The sequence below is a fragment of the Streptacidiphilus sp. BW17 genome (genome assembly GCF_041262485.1).
Classification (GTDB): domain Bacteria; phylum Actinomycetota; class Actinomycetes; order Streptomycetales; family Streptomycetaceae; genus Streptacidiphilus.
The window spans coordinates 34,605-52,627 of record NZ_JBGCCR010000017.1 but is presented as its reverse complement, the minus strand read 5'-3'; the positions used below and the strand labels follow the sequence as shown (position 1 = coordinate 52,627).

Here is an 18,023-nt window from a genome sequence, read left to right as displayed (position 1 = left end):
CGCTCTTCGTTCCAGGGTGCACCCGCCCGACACGGCGGGCACCTCAGGGCGCTCCAAGGCACACGCGAGCTAGCTCGCGTGTGGCGCGACCGGCAGCCACCAGTCGCGCCGCCACAGCAGCACGGCAGCGACCACACTCTGGCCGATCAGCCACGCTGCTCCCGCACCCGTGATGCCCATGACCGGAAGCAGCGCCTCCGTCAGGCCCAGCACAAGCACCGCGAGAGCGCTCAGCACCCCCACCACCACGCGCATCCGCCGCCTCGCGCGGGACAGTGCGACCACGGTCGTGTTGAGCAGGTTCGGCAGCGCGGAGAGCGTGAGCAGCCACAGCACCACCGTGCCGTGGGCGGCATAGGCCGCGCCGAAGAGCCGCAGCACCCAGGGGGAGACGGCCAGCACCGCCGCCACCGCGAACACCAGCACCCGGCCCGCGTGGCGCAGCACCCGACGGTACGCGTCGAGCCGGGTGATGTCCCGCGCGGACTCGACGACCAGCGAGTAGCCCATGTTGGAGCTGAACGCGTACAGCGCCAGGGGTGCCAGCCAGGCGAGCGAGAAGTACGCGGCGTCGGCCGCGCCGAGCCGGTTGAGCACGATCACCGGCGGCAGGTTGACCGCCGCCAGCCAGCACATCGCGCCCAGGTAGTCGGCCGAGACGTAGCCGAGGGTGAGCCGGGAGGTGTCCGCCGCCGCGTCGGGGTCCGCGCGGGCGTGCCGGGGCAGGGCGCGGGCGAAGAGGTAGCTGTTGGTGAGCGCGAGCGAGAGGACGAGGCCGACCATCCAGGAGACGAGGATGCCGCTCGCGGTGCCGACGGCGGCGAAGAGGGCCAGCAGGCCGATCTTCTCGACCGCGAACACCCCGTTCTCCAGCGCCACCCAGTCGGCCCGGCGCAGGCCGGTGAGCACGCCGTCCTGGAGGTTGAAGATGGCGTAGCAGCCGGTCGCGAGGACGAACGCGGCGCCGAGGCCCCGGGTGTGCAGGAAGTCCAGTCCGGGCGACAGCTTCGGGATCAGCAGCACGAACCCGGCGGTCAGGAACAGCGTCACGGCGGCGGCCACGACGTACGCGCGGCCGACCAGCCGTCCGGTGCGCGGCCCGGCCGACGGGACGAAGCGGACCATCGCGTTGGCCAGGTTCAGCTGACCGACTCCCCCGAGGAACATCATCGCGGAGACGGCGGCAGTGTTCCTGCCGACCTCGTCGGGGCTGTACCAGTGGGCTCCGAGCGCCCAGTAGAGCGCGCCGAAGAGAGAGGTCAGCACGGACGAGAGGGTCAGCAGGTGGGCGTTGCGCAGCAGCGGGTCGTACCGGGCCGCAGCGGCCAGCAGCGCCCTGCCGCGCGACCGCAGCGAGCGCGTGGCGGCGCCCGACCTGCTGGCTCCGGTGCTCACCACCGGCGAGCTCCCGTCCTCGACCGGATCAGCTCCGCCCATTTTATGCCTTACGCCCGATGCCCTCAGGTCCGACCGGCCGCGTCACCGCGGAGGTCGGCCAGGATCCGGGCGGCGGTGGACACAAGGCTGCTCCTCAGCTCCTCGACACGGGTCAGCGGCAGGCGTTCCCTGCGGCATTCGAGCACCGTCCGGGGAGTCGCGCCCATCGACTCCTTGTGCGCCTCGATCCCCTCGACACCGCCGGACATGCCCATGCTGTAGAAGCGGCAGCCCTGCTCGCAGGCGTCCTCGATCGCCGTCCGCTGGAGCAGCAGCCCGGCCCGCAGCGACGCGAGCTCCTTGACCGCGTAGCTCCGGAAGGAGATGGCGTGGTTCCGGTGAACGAACGTCATCAGCCCCGCCACCGGCTCGTCGTCGTAGCGTGCCAGCCAGATGCGGCACGCGCCGTCCAGCGTCGTCGCCAGGGTCCGGAACATCGGCAGCGGTTCCCGACGGCGTGCCAGAGCGGCCGCGAGCGGCCAGGGCAGGCCCGACTTCCGGGCGCGCTCCGCCGACCAGCGCAGGTAGAGGTCGTAGAACGCGGGGACCGACCGGCCCGTCACATCCCGCTCGACGGTGAGGCCCGAGCGTTCTGCCTTGCGCACGTTCTTCCTGGTGGAGGCATGGAACCGGTCGTCCCGGACCCGGGCGAAACCGCCGTCCAGGTCGAGCACGTGCACGCGCGAGCGGATCACGTCGACGCCCGGTGCCGCGCCGAGCGCCAGGCCCTGTTCCCAGCGGTCGGTCACGTCGTGCATCGCCGAGATCCGGACCCCGACGGATCGCGCCCCGCGCGGCGCTCCGAACCCCACTCCGAGCAGGTCGGAGAGGACCAGCTCCACGTCCGCCGGCCGCAGTCCCCCGGTCGCCAGCAGCCCTCCGGGGCCCATGCGGTGCGGATACGCGGCGTCGAGCGCGATCCCGGGCAGCGGTGTGCGCCGCACCAGAGGGAGCAGCAGGCGCCGGCCGTCCCCGGTCGTGTAGAGACGGCTGGCATCGCGCCCGCCCGTCAGCCGGACCACCGCGTCGAACCAGGCCGGGGTCTGGAAGACCGACGCGGCCGGGTCACTCGCCAGCAGCCGGTTCCACTCGGACCTCGGCGCCGGACTGACAACCTCGGGATGGGTGGGCACACGGCCTCCGACGGACGACGAACACGCTAAATTTGACCATATGCCATAAAAGCCACATACAGCGCGAATCGGAGACAATCGTGCCCAGTATCCAGTCCGGCGGCGTCGAGGTCATCAGCCCCGCACCCAGGGAGCTGTGGTGGGAGCTGGTGGGCCGCGACCGGAACGCACTCGTCACCCAGACGCCGACCTGGCTCGACTGCCTCTGCGACGCCTGGCCACTGGAGGACGCGAGCCGGTACTACCGGTTCGCGTCGGGCGCACAGCTGGTGGTCCCGATGGTGCGGCGTCGTGCCTGGCCGGGGCGGCTGCTGACGGAGGAGTCGTGGCCCGGCTGGGGTGTGGGCGGGGCCGTCGTGCCGGACGGCGCTCCGGACGCCGACGAGGCACGGCTGGTCTTCGACGATCTCGCATCCCGGCCCGTGCTGCGGGTCGCGGTCCGGTTCAGCCCGCGCGGGCAGTTGGGCGGGACGTCTGTATGGGACGCCGGCGTCCCGGACGGGTTCACATCCGTCGAGCGCACCACCTACCTGCTGGATCTGACGGGCGGCTTCGAGGGGATCTGGGCGCACCGCTTCCACCCGTCCGTGCGCCAGGGCGTCCGCCGCGCCGAGCGGGCGCAGGTCACGTTCGAGGTGGACCGCACCGGGCGCTTCGTGCCGCAGTTCCAGCAGCTCTACGAGGAGTCCATGGTGCGCTGGGCCGAGCAGCAGCACGAGCCGCTCGCGCTGGCACGCTGGCGCCGACGGCGCGAGGACCCGCCCCGTCTGGTGGCGTCGGTCGCCGAACGGTTCGGCGCCGACTGCGCGATCTGGCTGGCCAGCCGCGAGGGCCGGCCCGCCGCCGCGATCGTGGTGCTGCGGCACGGCACCCACGCCAAGTACTGGCGTGGGGCCATGGACCGGAGCCTGGCCGCGCCGGTCCACGCCAACCACATGCTGCAGCGGCTCGCCATTGAGGACGCGTGCGCGGCCGGGTGCCACCTGTACGACATGGGAGACGCCAGACCCGGGTCCTCCCTGGCACGGTTCAAGGAGAGCTTCGGCGCGCGGCCGGTCTTCTCCCCGGCCTACTACCGCGAGCGCCTGCCGCTCACCGCCGCCGACCGCCGCCTGCGCGAGGCGGTCAAGCGGCTCATCGGCTTCAAGAACGCGTGACCGCAGGGTCCCCGGCCGTCGCATCGCAGGGCTGGTTGCCTGAGCGAGCGTCAGGACGCGGACGTTCGGGGCAGTTCCCATGCCTTCAACAGGCGCTGCGCCTGGACCTGGAGGGCCCGTAGGAGCTGCTCGGTGCCCGGGTTGGGAGTGTCGAGCGGGACGGCCAGGCTGATCTTCCTTGCCGGGGTGAGTCCGTCGGCTTTCCCGGGGATGTCGATCGGGCGGACGGCGAGGTCGGTGCGGTTCGCGGCGATTCCGAGACGGGGGAGGAGGGCGATGCCCACGCCTGCGGCGACGAAGCCCTGGAGGACGGCGTAGTCGTCGGTGCGCATGACGCGCACGGGTTCGAAGTCCGCCTTGGCACAGACCCAGGTCAGGACACGATCGACGGGGTCCCAGTCGGAGTGCCCCATGATCCAGCCTTCTTCGCGGAGGGTCGTGATCGGGACCGTGTGCTGTGCCGCGAGCGGGTGGTCGGCGGGCAGGACCAGTTGGAGAGGGTCGTCCAGCAGTGGGTGGACTTCGAACGACCCGCCGAGGTCGAGCCCTTCGCCGGGCTGTGAGAAGACGAGGGCCGCGTCGAGCCGTCGAGCGTGCAACTCATCCACGAGAAGCGGGAGTTCTCCTTCCGTCAAGGACACCTCGATGCCGAGTCGGTGCAGGTGTTTCACAGCGGGAGGCAGCAGCAGCGCCCCGGCGGTCGGGAAGGTGCCGATCCTCAGCGCGGTGACGCCTCGTTCCAGGAGAGCGCGCAGTTCGTGCTCGGCGAGGCGGACGCGTTCCAGCACCGCCGCGCCGTGCGCGAGGAGCAGATCGCCCGCGGGCGTGAGCGCTGCCCCGCGCGCGCCCCGCCGAACCAGGGTGGTGCCTGCCTGGGACTCCATAGCGGTCAGGTGGTGGGTGATCGTGGGCTGACTGAAGCCCAGTGCTCGGCCCGCCGCGGCGAGGGACCCCTCACGTGCGATGGCCCGAAGAACTTCGAAGTGGCGCAGTTCGAACACAGGACCCGGCCCTCCAGGGATCGAAGATGGAGCTATAGCCAGAGTATGGAGATCTTCAGAGAAATGCACCCTTCTGCTGGCGAGAAGGGACTGGCATGCTCCACTTCGTGTGCAAGACAACTCCCCTCACCAGCTCCACCGCCCCCACTCCCCACGCCCGTGCGCCGTATGCGGACGCGGTGCGCGCCTTCGGCGCGCGGTCCTGGCAACGCCTCAACGTGCCCGGGCACTCTGCGGCACCCGAGGCGTTCGCGGATCTGGCCGGGCTGCTCGGAGACGCCCCGCTGCGACTGGATCTGCCCCCGCTCCTGGACGGCGTCGACCTGGGGCCGGACAGCCCGCTCGACCAGGCGCTCGGCCTCGCCGCTGACGCCTGGGGGGCGCGGCGGACCTGGTTCCTCACCAACGGGGCCTCCCAGGGCAACCGCGTCGTCACTCTCGCGCTGGCCTCGCTGGGCAGCGAGATCGTGGTGCAGCGCAGCGTCCACTCAAGCGTCGTCGACGGACTGGTCCTCTCGGGGCTGCGGGCCGCGTTCGTCCTCCCCTCGGTCGACGCGGAGCTCGGCATCGCCCACGGCGTCACCGCTCGTTCAGTGGCCCGGGCTCTCGACGAGCATCCGGACGCCGTGGCCGCCTACGTCGTCACCCCCAGCTACTTCGGAGCTGTCGCCGATGTCCGGGAGATCGCCGAGATCGCGCACGGGCGTGGCGTTCCCCTGATCGTGGACGAGGCGTGGGGTTCGCACTTCGGCTTCCACGGCGCCTTGCCGGCGGGCGCTCTGGCTCAGGGAGCCGACCTCGTCGTCTCCAGTACGCACAAGCTGGGCGGCAGCCTGACCCAGTCGGCAATGCTCCATCTGGGCGAAGGTCCGTTCGCCGCGCGGCTGGAGCCCCTGCTGGACCGGGCCTTCCACCTCACCCAGTCGACCAGCGCGAGTGCGCTCCTGCTGAGCTCGCTCGATCTGGCCCGGCGTGCGCTGGTCACCGGCAACGAGCGCATCGGCCGATCCCTCGAAGCGGCGGAGGCCATGCGCCAGGGGATTCGCTCCGGTGCCCGTTTCGGCATCGTCAGCGACGGGTTCCGCAGGTTCGCCGACATCGTGGGCGCCGACCCGCTGCGGGTGGCCGTGGACGTGCGCGCCGGCGGCATCTCCGGTCACGAGGCGCGCTGGCTGCTCATGCGCGAGCACGGTGTGCTGGTCGAGGTCGCGACGGACGCCGCCGTCGTCGCGGTCGTCGGGGCGGGAGCGGAACACGACGCCGACCGCTTCGTCGACGCTCTCCACCAGCTTCCCGCCACCGCTTCCGACCGTGAGCGGCGCGCCCCGCTGCGGCTCCCCGAGCCCGGCCCGGTGGCCATGTCGCCGCGTCAGGCCTTCCTCGCGCCCAGCGAAGTCGCCCTGGCGGAGCACGCCGTGGGCCGGGTCTCGGCCGACACGCTCGCCGCCTATCCGCCGGGGATTCCGAACATCCTGCCGGGCGAGCGGATCACCGCCGAGCTGGTCGACTTCCTCCAGCGCACCACGGCTGTGCCGCACGGACACGTGCGCGGCGCGATCGACCCCACCGTGAGCGCGGTGCGGGTCGTCATCGAGACCGAATCAGACCACTGACCACGCGGGCCCACCCCCGCCGTGTCCCCAACCTTCCACCTTCCACCTTCCGGGAGAATCGCATGCGCAGAAGACCCCCTGTTCGTCCTGCCTTCGCCGCCCTCGGTCTCGCTGCGGCCGGGTCGCTGCTGCTGACCGGCTGCGGCAGTTCCAAGATCGGCGGCAACTCCGGTGCCGCTCCCGACGCCTCGCAGACCGTGAACAGCGAGGGCACGGACCCCGCGCTGGTCGCCATGGTCCCGGCCGCGCTCAAGTCCAAGGGCACCGTCGACATCGCCACCGACTCGACCTACGCGCCGTCCGAGTTCAAGGACGCCAGCGGCGACATCGTCGGGATGGATGTCGACCTCGGCAACGCGATCATGAAGAAGCTCGGGCTCGAAGCCAGCTGGCAGAGCGCCGACTTCGGCAGCATCCTGGTCGGCATCACGGCCAAGAAGTACGACCTGAGCCTGTCCTCCTTCACCGACACCAAGGCCCGCGAGCAGCAGGTCGACATGGTGCAGTACTACAACGCGGGCGAGGCCATCGCCACCCTCACCGGCAACCCCTACAAGCTGACCGGTGTCGCCGCCGACCTGTGCGGCTTCAAGGTCTCCGTGCAGGCCAACACCATCGAGTCCAGCGAGATCGTGCAGACCCTCAACCCGGCCTGCAAGAAGGCGGGCAAGGCCCAGATCCCCGACAACGGCGACCAGTTCACCGCGCAGACCGACAGCACCTCCGCCCTGATCGCCAAGCGCGACCAGGCGATGATGGCCGACTCCCCGGTCATCGACTACGCGGTGAAGCAGAGTCAGGGCCAGCTGATGAAGATCGGCCAGGACTACAACACCGCCCCCTACGGCATCGCCGTCCCGAAGAACGACGGCCAACTGGCGCAGGCGATCCAGGGCGCGATCAAGGACCTGATCAAGGACGGGACGTACGGGCAGATCCTGACCAAGTGGGGTGTCGACTCGGGCGCACTGACCGCCGACAAGGTCCTCATCAACGCCGCCGCCAGCTGACCACACCTCAGAACACCGGACTCCCCTGATATGACCAATCAACACACCTCCCCGGCCAGACCGGAGGAGATACGGGCCGTCGCGGTCCGTCATCGCGGCCGGTGGGTCGCCGTCGCCGTGATCGCGGTGCTCGCGGCCATGTTCGGCCACCTCCTGGTCACCGGCAGCGTCCTGCACTGGGACGTGGTCGGCCAGATCTTCACCTACCACACCGTGCTCGTGGGCGTCGTGAGGACGCTGGAGCTGACCGTGCTGGCCATGGTGATCGGCATCGTCGGCGGCATCGCGCTCGCTGTGATGCGGTTGTCGAAGAACCCAGTGCTCTCCGGGGCCTCCTGGATCTACGTCTGGGTCTTCCGCGGCACGCCCGTGCTGGTGCAGTTGTACGTCTGGAACTTCCTCGGCGCGCTGATTCCCAAGGTGGGCATCGGCATCCCGTTCGGGCCGACCTTCGTGTCGTGGAACTACAACGACCTGGTCGGGCTCTTCACCGCGGCGACGCTGGCGCTCGGGCTCAACGAGGCCGCGTACTTCGCGGAGATCGTCCGCGCGGGCATCCTCTCCGTCGACGAGGGCCAGAACGAAGCCGCCTGTTCGCTGGGCCTCGGCCGGGGCAAGACGCTGTGGCGGATCGTGCTGCCGCAGGCGATGCGGGTCATCATCCCGCCCGCGGGCAACGAGACCATCTCGATGCTGAAGACCACCTCTCTCGTCTCGGCGATCGCTCTGGAGGAACTGACCCGCGCCGGTCAGGACATCGCCTCGCGCACCTTCTACGAGATCCCGGCGCTGGTCGCCGTCAGCTTCTGGTACCTGCTGATGACCTCGATCCTCTCGGTCGGCCAGTTCTACATCGAGCGGTACTACGCGCGCGGCAGCAACCGCGTACTGCCGGAGACGCCCTGGCAGAAGGTCCGGAAGAACGTGCTGAGCCCCAAGCGCGTCGGAGGTGCGGTGTGACCGTCGAACCCATGGTCCGGGCCGAGCAGGTCCACAAGTCCTACGGCCAGGTCGAGGTGCTCAAGGGCATCGACCTTCAGGTGCAGCAGGGCCAGGTGTTCTGCCTGGTCGGCCCGTCCGGCTCGGGCAAGTCGACCTTCCTGCGCTGCATCAACCACCTGGAGAAGATCAACGCCGGACGGCTCTACGTCGACGGCGACCTGGTCGGCTACAAGGAGAAGGGCGGCAAGCTCCACGAGCTGCCCGACCGCGAGGTCGCCCGCAAACGCCGCGACATCGGCATGGTCTTCCAGCGGTTCAACCTCTTCCCGCACAAGACCGCACTGGAGAACATCACCGAAGCGCCGATCCAGGTCAAGGGCATGGCCAAGCCCGACGCGCGGGCCAAGGCAGAGGAGTTGCTGGCCCGGGTCGGCTTGGCCGACAAGGCCGGCAACTACCCCGCCCAGCTCTCCGGCGGGCAGCAGCAGCGCGTCGCGATCGCCCGCGCGCTGGCCATGGAGCCCAAGCTGATGCTCTTCGACGAGCCCACCTCGGCGCTCGACCCGGAGCTGGTCGGCGACGTCCTCGACGTCATGCGCCGACTGGCCGAGGACGGGATGACCATGATCGTCGTCACCCACGAGATGGGTTTCGCCCGCGAGGTCGGCGACGCGCTGGTCTTCATGGACGACGGCGTCGTCGTCGAGTCCGGCCACCCCCGCGAGGTACTCACCAACCCACAGCACGAACGCACCCAGGCGTTCCTCTCCAAGGTGCTGTAGGGCGGACACCGTCGACTCCGACCAAGTCGCCGTGGCTGAGATGCCATCGGCGACTTGGTCACCGTCGTAACCGTCAGCGGGGTCGTGTCCTCCGACCGCGTTCACGGACCTCGCACGGCCGGCCGTGAAGCGACGGCGGCGACGCGGTGGCGGGACCTCAGCGGGAAGGAAGGGCGTACACGCGGCTGTTGTGAACCGCGTAGAGCTGGGTGCCGTCGGTGGATAGCCACCACTCGTCGGAGGAGGTGTCGCCGTCCTGGAAGGTCCACAGGAGCTTGCCGGTGGTGGCGTCCAGGGCGCTGATGCCGCTGGTCTCGCCGTTGATCAGGATCGGGCAGAACACGGTGCTGCCGACGACGGCCAGAGGCGTGGAGCTGACGGTCAGATCGACGGCGCTGGTCCAGATCTGAGCCCCCGTGCGTGGGTCCAGGCACAGGACGGTGTCGTCGCTGCGGGTCAGGTAGAGGTGTCCGTCCGCGTAGACGAGCGACTGGTAGTCGCCTTTGGTGAGTTTCGCGGTGGTGAGCCGGGTGTCGCCCTTGTCCAGTCCGTAGCCCAGGAGTTGGGGGCCGGGCAGGTACAGGGTGTCGCCGCCGATCACCGGCATCGCGGTGTCCTGCCAGGCGGGGTCGCCGTAGTCCTGGGACCAGACCTGGTTGCCGGTGCGGGTGTCGCGGACCACGATGTTGTTTTTGGCGTTGGTGTAGATCACGTACTTGTCGGTGGCCAGGCCCAGCACGTCCCAGCCGTTCGGGACGGTCCGGTGCTGGGTCCACAGGACCTGACGGGTGTGCAGGTCCACGGCCATGACGACCTGGGTGCTGTCGTCGCCGAGCACGATGATCGGCAGTCCGTGGGCGTCGAGCTTGTACTGGTTGCCGATCAGGAAGACGGCCTGGTCGTCGGCCCCCAGCAGACTGGTGAAGGCGTACTGGGCCGGTTCGGGAAGGGTCCAGCGCTGGGCGCCGGTGGCCGGGTCGAAGCCGGACAGGGCCGGGGCCCCGTTCTGCGGCAGTGTGACGACCACTCCCCCGCCCAGGACGGCGGGCTGCTGCTGATAGGTGGACGCGACCTGCGGGCCCGTCCACTGCACGGCGCCGGATCTCGCCTTCAGCGCGACGAGTTCCTGGTCGGCCACCAGCACCAGGCCGTCCACGACCAGTGCCGGGCTGCGGACCGGCTGAGTGGTGGTGTAGGTCCACAGCGGCTGCGGCGGGACCCCTGGCGGGCGGGTCGCGGTCACCGACGGCGCGGCGGTGGGGCCACCGGATCCGCTCACGCCGGGGTTCGGGGTGGGCGTGCCGTGGCCGTGGCTGAGGGCGAGCGCGGTCCCACCACCGGCCGCGCCGAGGGCGACGACACCGAGCCCGGCGTAGAGCAGCCTCCGGCGGGACAACGCCGCCTGGGATCCGGGAGCAGCAGCCGCCGCCCGAACACCGCTGCCGACGCCGGTGGTTGAGCCACCGGTGTCCGCACTGGCCCCGGCGACGACGCGCCGGCCGCCGAGCAGGACGGTGCCGTCGTCTCCACGGTCCGCCTGCGACGGAGAGCCGGCACCTTGCACGCGGGGGTCGCCGCCTGGCGCGGGCCGAGGCGCGGGAGTCTCCATCTCCATGACCGTGGCGGCGTGTTGGGCGATCGCGGAGGCGACCTCGGCTGGCAGCCACGCTCCGCCCACCAGTGCGGTGACCCCGTCCGGAGCCAGCAGGGCAAGCACCCGGTCCGGGGTGGGCCGCGACTCCGGATCCTTGGCGAGACACGCGGTGACCGCAGGCACCAGCTCACTCGGCAGGCCGGCCAGGTCGGGTGCCTCGTGGACGACCCGGTACAGCAACGACGCGGCGGATTCGTGGCCGAACGGCCCCCGTCCCGTCGCCGCGAACACCAGCACCGCCCCCAGGGCGAACACGTCCCCCGCAGGCCCCACGGGCCGTCCGGACGCCTGCTCGGGCGACATGAACCCGGGAGAGCCGACGACCACGCCGCTGCTGGTCAGACCCGACTCGTCCAGGGCTCGGGCGATCCCGAAGTCGATCACTCGCGGCCCGTCCACCGCCAGCAGCACGTTCGACGGCTTCAGGTCCCGGTGGACCAGACCGGCCCCGTGGACCGCCCGCAACGCCTCCGCCAGCACCGCCCCCAGGATCCGTACGCTGCGCGCGGGGAGGGGCCCGTAGCCGACCACCGCCTGCGCCAGCGACGGCCCGGGAACGTAGGCGGTCGCCAGCCACGGCGACGCCGAATCCCGGTCCGCGTCGACCACCGGCGCGGTGAACGCACCGGAGACCGACTGCGCGGACGCGACCTCGCGGCGGAACCGCGCCCTGAAGTCCGCGTCACCCGCCAGCTCCGGGCGTACCACCTTCACCGCCACGGTCCGGCCGCCCGCGCTGCGCGCCAGGTAGACCCGCCCCATGCCCCCGGCGCCCAGTCGGGCGACGAGCCGGTAGGGACCGATCACTGCCGGATCGTCAGCTTCCAGTGGCTCCACGCCTGCTCCCGTCAACTTTCTCTTCGTCGCCTCCGCCGTCGCGTGCGGAACAAGACCGACAACCGGGGGCAGCTGCGCCGATGGGCCTCGCGTGAGGCCGTTCCGTCCGCGGGTACCCCCGCCCCGCAGGGACGCTTCGCCCGCAGGAACGCTTCGGTCTGGCTCCCTCCCCGGCAAGGAGCCAGACCTGGGGGGCGAACCGACGTTGTCGTCTGCAACTCCGGCGGTGACACGGCGGTTGACGCCCCGCCCGAGTTTCGAGGTCCACCGCCGCGGCGGCAACGTCTTTGGACAAGCCGGGACGAACGTGAACTGCGGCTTCGTGGCCGCCTCCGTGGGATCGACAGTTCGCCTGGGCCCTGCGGGCCTGCGCCATCGGGAATCTTGGCCAATATTGGACGCCGTGGGACACTCTCGGACGGTCCGGGCCGAGGCGGCCCGAGCAACGGGGGTGGTGGTCGGCGTGGAAGCGGGCAGATCGAGTGGGGGCCCTCGTGCTCGTATGGAGCCCCAGTCGTTGACCACTGCTTCGGAGTTCGTCGGGGCGCTGCGGGACCTCAAGGCGGTCTCCGGCCTTTCCCTGCGTGAACTGCAACGGCTCAGCGGGCTGCCGAGGAGCACCATCGCGCACGCCCTCGATGCGAAGCGGGCGACGCTGCCGCCGTGGGAGCGCGTCGCGGCCCTGTTGCCGGCCTGCGGTGTGCCCGAGGCTTCACTTCCGTCGTGGCAGCGGGCGTGGGCCCGGATCGTGCTGGGCGCGAACCCGAGCCCGGTCCCGGCGCTCGGGGAAACGGACACGCCCGGCGACGCCGCTGAACCGGGCCCGGTAGGCGACGCCGACCTGCCCCCGGCCGGGCATCCGGCTGCGGACCTCGGTGTGCGACCGCCGTCCGGCGACGCGACCGGAAGCCGGCTGGGGGCAGCCGCTGTGCCCGGCGCACGGCTGACGCGTCTGCGCGGCGCATTCCGCAGACGGGGCGTGCGCTCGGCGCTCCTGGTGCTGACGCACGGAGTCGCGCTGGCCGTCGGTATCACGCTCGGGATCGCTCACGGGATCGCTCACGGCGTACCGGTGGCACGGCCGCAGAGCGGCGTGCAGATCGGCTACCCGGTCGAGGAGCAGGTCTGCCCGTCGCTCCCCGCAGGCCAGAGTCCGGTCACCGGGCCCGAGGTCGGGAGTCCCACCCCGAGCGGTCAACTGCCCAGCTGGGTGGGCCGGGCCACCTCGGACGCGCAGATCCTCTCCGGCACCGACGTGGTCCTGCCGATCCTGAACCCCGTGAAGGCGGGAGACTCGCTCGTCGTCAGCATCATGCTGACCGCCACCTGTCCCGGCCGGGTCACCGTGACCGACAGTCAGGGGGACGCCTACAACGTGGTGGGCGACGAGACCGACTCCAGCCACCACCGAACCCTGGTCATCGCGGCCTTCCACGTCCACGCCCTCGGCACGGCCGACTCGATCCACGTCGTGTACCCCCACGCGAGCAAGTACCACGTGGCGGTCGACGAGTACCGCGGGATCAGCGCGGCCACCGGCCATGCCCAGGCGTATGGCGAATCCGGCCACACCGCGTTCAGCACCGACTCGGTCCAGCTCGACTGCACGGCGGGCGAGCTGCTGGTGGGGGCCGTGGGCGCCAACACCGGCAGCGAACCCGACTTCACCGCCGAGTGGCACCAGCTCCCGGAACTGAAACTCTCCTCCTACCGACTCTCGACCGCCTACCGCGTGGTCCCCGCCGCGCAGTCGTGCGCCGCCACCGGAACCACCACCGCCCAGTGGGCAGCAGTGGCCGTGGCGTTCCGGTGACGGCGTCGCGTTCACCGGGGACCATCGAGCCGGTCCGGCCGACACCGCCTGAGGCGGATCAGGCGGCGGAGCTCCCGTCACGACGTGACGTCGGGTACGGCCTGCGCGCATGGCGGGTACCGGCCTTCCGCTCATGCTCCTCCTACTCCGCGATGCCGCGGGTCAGGAGTACGAGGGTGACGAAGGTCCGGTACAGGCGGATGGGGTCGTCATCCGTGAGCCGGACCATGGACGGGTCGTCCTTGTCCGTGCCGATGCCGCCGCGCTCCACTCCGGTGATCCAGGTCGCCATCTCCGCCAGATCGGGGTTGCGGAACCGGACTGTGAGCGTGGCCGGAAGGTCGATCGCGGGGAGCTCCCACGTGCCGGGGTCGGCGGCCAGTGCCGCGACCGCGAGACGGGCCTGTTCCCGGATCAGCTCCCGTGCGTCCTGCGGGTGCAGGCTCTCCGCCGCGAAGCGGTTGACCGACTCCTTGACCACCGCAGCGCGCGCCTGCGGGCAGAAGGGACGCAGCTCCTCCGCCGTGGTGCGGTCACCGGTGATGAGTACGACCGGAACTCGGTGGCCCAGTGCGACCAGCGCGTTGATCGCGCTCTCGCCGGCGACCACACCGTTCAGCCTGACCTCGGCGATCGCAAGCGGGTTGTAGGTGTGGGAGAGGGTGGCCGCGCAGCCGGACATCGAGCCGTGGTAGGAGATGAGGAAGACGGCGTCGAAGGAGGCGTCCAGCCCCTGCATCATGTACAGAGGCTTGTGGCGCCCCGACAGATACCGGGTCCCGCTGGGCAGTTCGCCCGGGCGCAGGTTGGCCATGCGCCCGTGCGAGTCGTTCACAAGGAACTCGGTCGCTCCGGCGTCGCGTGCGCCCTCGATGGCGGCGCTCACCTCCTGCTGGAGCAGGTCACGGTAGTACGGGTAGTCAGGACCGGTCGGGCGGCACTGCTCCCACTCGACGACTCCGGCGGCGCCCTCCATGTCCGAGGAGAGGTAGATCCTCACAGCACCACCCGGGCATGTAGCCCTGTCCCGCTGCGCTCGCTCCCGATGATCACTGGTCCGACCACTGCCGCTCCCGCTCGTTGTGGTGCACATTCGGAAGCACTCTTGCATGAAAGTGGCACTCAGTGGGAGAGGGTCTTACCTGTGTACCTGTCCCGCCGACGCGAACGATCGTTCGCTGATCGCATTCTCCGGCAGCCCGCCCCGCGACAGAGAACGTTCGGATGCGCCTCAGAGCGCGACGTCCCGCCATGCGCATCACACCCTGGGCGCTCGCTCAAACTTCCTGCAGACAACCGGAGTTCGTGACACATGGCCTTGACACGGAACATTGGTCCAGACCAAAGTGACGACCACTCCGCGGAACCGCCCCGAGCCGTCTCCGGAGGCGGCGGGGCTCCCCCACCCATTCGGGTTGTTCTCCCCACCCAGGAGTCAAGGCATGCCCCAGCGCACGTTCCCCCACACCACCGGCAGCCGCACCCTCGCGGCCGCAGCTGCGCTCGTCCTCAGCGGCGGCGCTCTCGTCGCCACCCTCGGCGGACCTGTCCGTATGGCCGCCCTACAACCTCGCCACGGGCGCCACGACCGAAGGCACCAAGTACTTCAACCTCGCGTTCATCACCGACGGCGGCACCTGCGATCCCGAGTGGGCCGGCGTCACCGCCGTCAACGACCCCACCACCAGTGCCAACATCGCCGCGCTGCGCGCTGCGGGCGGCGACGTCCGCGTCTCCTTCGGCGGCGAGAACGGCACCGAGATCGCGGCGAACTGCTCCAGCCCGAGCACCCTGGCCGCCGCCTACCAGAGCGTCATCAACCAGTACCAGCTCACCCACATCGACTTCGACATCGAAGGCGGCGCGATCGCCGACACCGCCACCATCGACCGCCGCAACCAGGCGCTGGCGATCCTAGAGCGGAACAACCCGAGCCTGAAGATCTCCTACACCCTGCCGGTCCTGCCCACCGGCCTCACCCAGGACGGCGTCAACCTCCTCACCGACGCGAAGACGGACGGCGTCACCCTCGACGCCGTCAACGTCATGGCCATGGACTACGGCTCCTCCTTCTCCAGCGACATGGGCCAGGACGCCGTCGACGCCGCCACCGCCACCCAGGCGCAGATCAAGTCGGTATGGACCAATCTGACCGATGCCCAGGCCTGGAGCATGGTCGCGGTCACCCCGATGATCGGTCTCAACGACGACACCAGCGAGACCTTCAGCCTCGCAGACGCCACCACCCTGGTGAACTTCGCCAAGACCGAGCACCTGGCCTGGCTCTCCTTCTGGTCCGCCACCCGCGACAGCCAGTGCTCCGGCGGAGCGATCACCTACACCGACCCCACCTGCTCCTCCGTCCTCCAGACAGCCGGACAGTACGGCCAGACCATGGCCGCCTACACCGGCTGATCCACTCCACGCCTCCGGCCCCGCCCCTCCCCGGGCACGCGGGGCCGGAGCCCCGTGGCACCCACCTACGACTCACTCATGGATCGACGAAAAGGCGGCGGTCTCCACGAATCCTTGATCACGCAGGTGACTGCCGGTCATCAGCAAGCGCGTTGAGAATCATGGTGAGCCGCAGTGTCGTCTCCCGGTTGCAGCGACCGAGGTCGATGAGGGGCGCGCTGCCGATGGGAAAGCCGGGGCGCAGTGAGGGCAGGGTGATGTCATGACGGGCGAGTGCGGACCTCAGGTTCGCCGCGAGCTCCTCGGACTCCCTGACCGCTCCCGCGGGATGCGGTTCAGCCCCCCGTGACTCCGGAGCTCCCGGCATGTCATCTGCCTGGCCAGTCATACGTGTAGGCATTTCCTGCTCTCCCGACTGCTGGTGACCTCGACCCTTCCGGACTCCTATATTCCGGCAATCCATGGACTACTGACAGTCCGTCTCATCGACTGGCACATGCCAAATCTGTCACCATCGGCCGGACTCGCACGTTCACCGATTGACAGAGCCGCTCTCTGTCGTTCGCCTCGATGTCAGTCGCAGTTGCAGCCAGACCGAGAGCCGGGTGTCCGGGTCGGCCAGGTCGAGGCTGAATAGCTCTTCGGCGCGCCGCAGGCGGTAGCGGATGCTGTTGGGGTGGAGCCGCAGGTTCCTGGCGGCGTCTGCGATGTCGCCGACCGCGTCGAGCCAGGCGAGGAGGGTGGCGGCGTAGTCGGTGCGATGAGTCCGGTCGTACTCGAGGACACGGTTGACGCCCGGGTGTCGCAGGCGGGGGTCCTGGGCCAGAAGGCTGCCGAAACGGCTCAGGACGAGTCGGCTGTGCACGTCCTCGACGGTGGCGACATCCACGCCTCCATCGAAGGAACGCTGCGGAGCAGTGGCCAGTACACGCAGGATCTCGTCGATCTCCTCACGCATTGCGGCGATGTCGCCCGGCTTCGAGCCGGGAGCGCTGACTGCGGCGCGGACGGGCGTGGCGAAGACCCGGCGCACGCTCTGCAGGGCGCGGGCGGCGAGGCGGACCGTGGTGGCCGGGTCGTCCCCCGGCACCAGTGCATAGGCAGCGACCTCGGTGGTGGTGATCGTGGCGCGGGGGTGGAAGGCCGCGTACCACTGGCGCAGCGCCGTACCGAGGTGGCACACCACCGACGGGCCGGGCTGGTCCGCCCCGGTGAAGGTGAAGCCGGTCAGGGTGATGCTGGAGCGACGCGGCAGGCCGAGCCGTTCAGCGGCGTCGGGCGCGGTCCTGCTGGTGTCGAGGAGCGCGCGGAGGGTCTGGTTGCGCATGTGCCGTGAGCGGTCCTCGGCGTCGCTTGCGCTCAGCAGGTGGCGGGCCGCTATCCGCGCGCCGTCGAGCAGTAGCTGCTCACCGTCGGGGTCGACGCCCGCCGGTGCTTCGATGGCCCAGATGGTGCCGAGCGGCAGCGCACCGGCGCGTACTGCGACTGCCGCTCGCGGCAGTTCCTCGCCGTGCTGCGGGAAGCGTACGACGCCCGACGCAGCGAGCACCGCTCGGTACTGGGCCGGCTGCCCGACGTCGTCGTCGGGCACCCGCCGGTCCAGGATGCCGCGTTCGCGGATTTCGTCGACCCGCTGGCCCGGGACCGAGGAGTAGGCCAGGATCCGCTGGCCCAGATCCTCGATCGCGACCGATCCCCCCAGGGCCACGGCAATGGTGTTGGCGATGGCGAACAGGTCGTCCCGGGGGTCGACGGTAGTCAGCATGGTCAGGCCCTGCGTCGCCAGAGCCGAGGCGAGCGCCGCGTCCAGATCCCGCCAGGGCATTGCGTCGGGGGCGGCGAGCAGCGCCAGACCCAGCCCGCCGGCCGCCGCCACGGCGGCGGCGGAACTGCCGGCGCGGAGCTTGAGGACGACGGCACAGCAGCCGGACGTGGAGGCGCGCTGGAACAGGTCGAGCAGCTCCGGGCCGTCGACCTGGGCGCCGACGGCCAGCAGGACGGTCCCGTTCGCTTCCGGGAGGGCCAGCTGGTCCGCGCAGTCGTGCAGGCTGATCGCGCGCACCGGGACGTCGAGCCCGCGGGGTGCCACGAGTACCGACACGGCGGTCGGTCCCACCGCGTCCACGAGCGTGCCGAGGGTCACCGCCTCGTCCGCCGTCTTTGTCCGATCGGCCAAGGTCATTGAGTCAGCTTAGGCGCTTTCCCTCAGATCAGAACCGCCCGAAACGT

Annotated in this window: 13 protein-coding genes; 7 read left to right on the top strand and 6 right to left on the bottom strand. The window is 70.5% G+C overall.

The features are described from left to right. Window positions 1-69: 69 nt before the first annotated feature. Together ABH940_RS21295 and ABH940_RS21290 are read right to left on the bottom strand one after the other, a co-directional pair. Window positions 70-1,395: a lipopolysaccharide biosynthesis protein gene (locus tag ABH940_RS21295; RefSeq protein ID WP_370105966.1), complete on the bottom strand. Its 1,326-nt coding sequence runs from the start codon at window positions 1,393-1,395 to the stop codon at window positions 70-72. 65 nt (window positions 1,396-1,460) lie between these two features. Then, window positions 1,461-2,570 carry a GNAT family N-acetyltransferase gene (locus ABH940_RS21290; RefSeq protein ID WP_370062046.1) on the bottom strand — a complete coding sequence of 370 codons (1,110 nt, stop codon included), beginning with the start codon at window positions 2,568-2,570 and terminating at the stop codon, window positions 1,461-1,463. A gap of 80 nt (window positions 2,571-2,650) precedes the next feature. Here ABH940_RS21290 and ABH940_RS21285 point away from each other — a divergent pair, with 80 nt between their 5' ends. Beyond that, window positions 2,651-3,727 (top strand): GNAT family N-acetyltransferase, encoded by a 1,077-nt coding sequence (locus ABH940_RS21285; RefSeq protein ID WP_370105965.1) that lies wholly within the window; start codon window positions 2,651-2,653, stop codon window positions 3,725-3,727. A 50-nt stretch (window positions 3,728-3,777) separates the two neighbouring features. Here the strand turns inward: ABH940_RS21285 and ABH940_RS21280 are convergent, their stop codons facing one another. Beyond that, window positions 3,778-4,728 carry a LysR substrate-binding domain-containing protein gene (locus ABH940_RS21280; protein ID WP_370105964.1) on the bottom strand — a complete coding sequence of 317 codons (951 nt, stop codon included), beginning with the start codon at window positions 4,726-4,728 and terminating at the stop codon, window positions 3,778-3,780. Window positions 4,729-4,823: 95 nt separating this feature from the next. On the opposite strand from ABH940_RS21280, the gene ABH940_RS21275 reads away from it, so the two are divergent. From ABH940_RS21275 to ABH940_RS21260, 4 genes are all read left to right on the top strand, one after another. Beyond that, complete coding sequence (locus ABH940_RS21275) at window positions 4,824-6,341, top strand: aminotransferase class I/II-fold pyridoxal phosphate-dependent enzyme (RefSeq protein WP_370062040.1); 1,518 nt, start codon at window positions 4,824-4,826, stop codon at window positions 6,339-6,341. Window positions 6,342-6,403: 62 nt separating this feature from the next. Beyond that, window positions 6,404-7,351 (top strand): ABC transporter substrate-binding protein, encoded by a 948-nt coding sequence (locus ABH940_RS21270; protein ID WP_370062038.1) that lies wholly within the window; start codon window positions 6,404-6,406, stop codon window positions 7,349-7,351. A gap of 30 nt (window positions 7,352-7,381) precedes the next feature. Further along, a complete protein-coding gene (locus ABH940_RS21265) occupies window positions 7,382-8,311 on the top strand; it encodes an amino acid ABC transporter permease (RefSeq protein ID WP_370062036.1) in 930 nt (309 codons plus the stop codon). Window positions 8,312-8,322: 11 nt separating this feature from the next. After that, entirely contained in the window at window positions 8,323-9,075 is a 753-nt protein-coding gene (locus ABH940_RS21260) for an amino acid ABC transporter ATP-binding protein (RefSeq protein WP_370062963.1), read from the top strand. Between the two features lie 157 nt (window positions 9,076-9,232). Here the strand turns inward: ABH940_RS21260 and ABH940_RS21255 are convergent, their stop codons facing one another. Then, on the bottom strand, window positions 9,233-11,566 hold the full coding sequence (locus tag ABH940_RS21255; RefSeq protein ID WP_370105963.1) for a PQQ-binding-like beta-propeller repeat protein: 2,334 nt from the start codon (window positions 11,564-11,566) through the stop codon (window positions 9,233-9,235). Window positions 11,567-12,083: 517 nt separating this feature from the next. Here ABH940_RS21255 and ABH940_RS21250 point away from each other — a divergent pair. After that, the gene (locus ABH940_RS21250) at window positions 12,084-13,379 is read left to right on the top strand and encodes a helix-turn-helix domain-containing protein (RefSeq protein WP_370105962.1); all 1,296 of its coding nucleotides are present in this window, start codon (window positions 12,084-12,086) and stop codon (window positions 13,377-13,379) included. Window positions 13,380-13,521: 142 nt separating this feature from the next. Here the strand turns inward: ABH940_RS21250 and ABH940_RS21245 are convergent, their stop codons facing one another. Continuing rightward, a complete protein-coding gene (locus ABH940_RS21245) occupies window positions 13,522-14,379 on the bottom strand; it encodes a M55 family metallopeptidase (protein ID WP_370062030.1) in 858 nt (285 codons plus the stop codon). A gap of 497 nt (window positions 14,380-14,876) precedes the next feature. Here ABH940_RS21245 and ABH940_RS21240 point away from each other — a divergent pair, with 497 nt between their 5' ends. After that, on the top strand, window positions 14,877-15,794 hold the full coding sequence (locus ABH940_RS21240; RefSeq protein WP_370062961.1) for a chitinase: 918 nt from the start codon (window positions 14,877-14,879) through the stop codon (window positions 15,792-15,794). A 532-nt stretch (window positions 15,795-16,326) separates the two neighbouring features. Here the strand turns inward: ABH940_RS21240 and ABH940_RS21235 are convergent. Further along, the gene (locus ABH940_RS21235) at window positions 16,327-17,976 is read right to left on the bottom strand and encodes a PucR family transcriptional regulator (RefSeq protein ID WP_370105961.1); all 1,650 of its coding nucleotides are present in this window, start codon (window positions 17,974-17,976) and stop codon (window positions 16,327-16,329) included. Window positions 17,977-18,023: the final 47 nt, after the last annotated feature.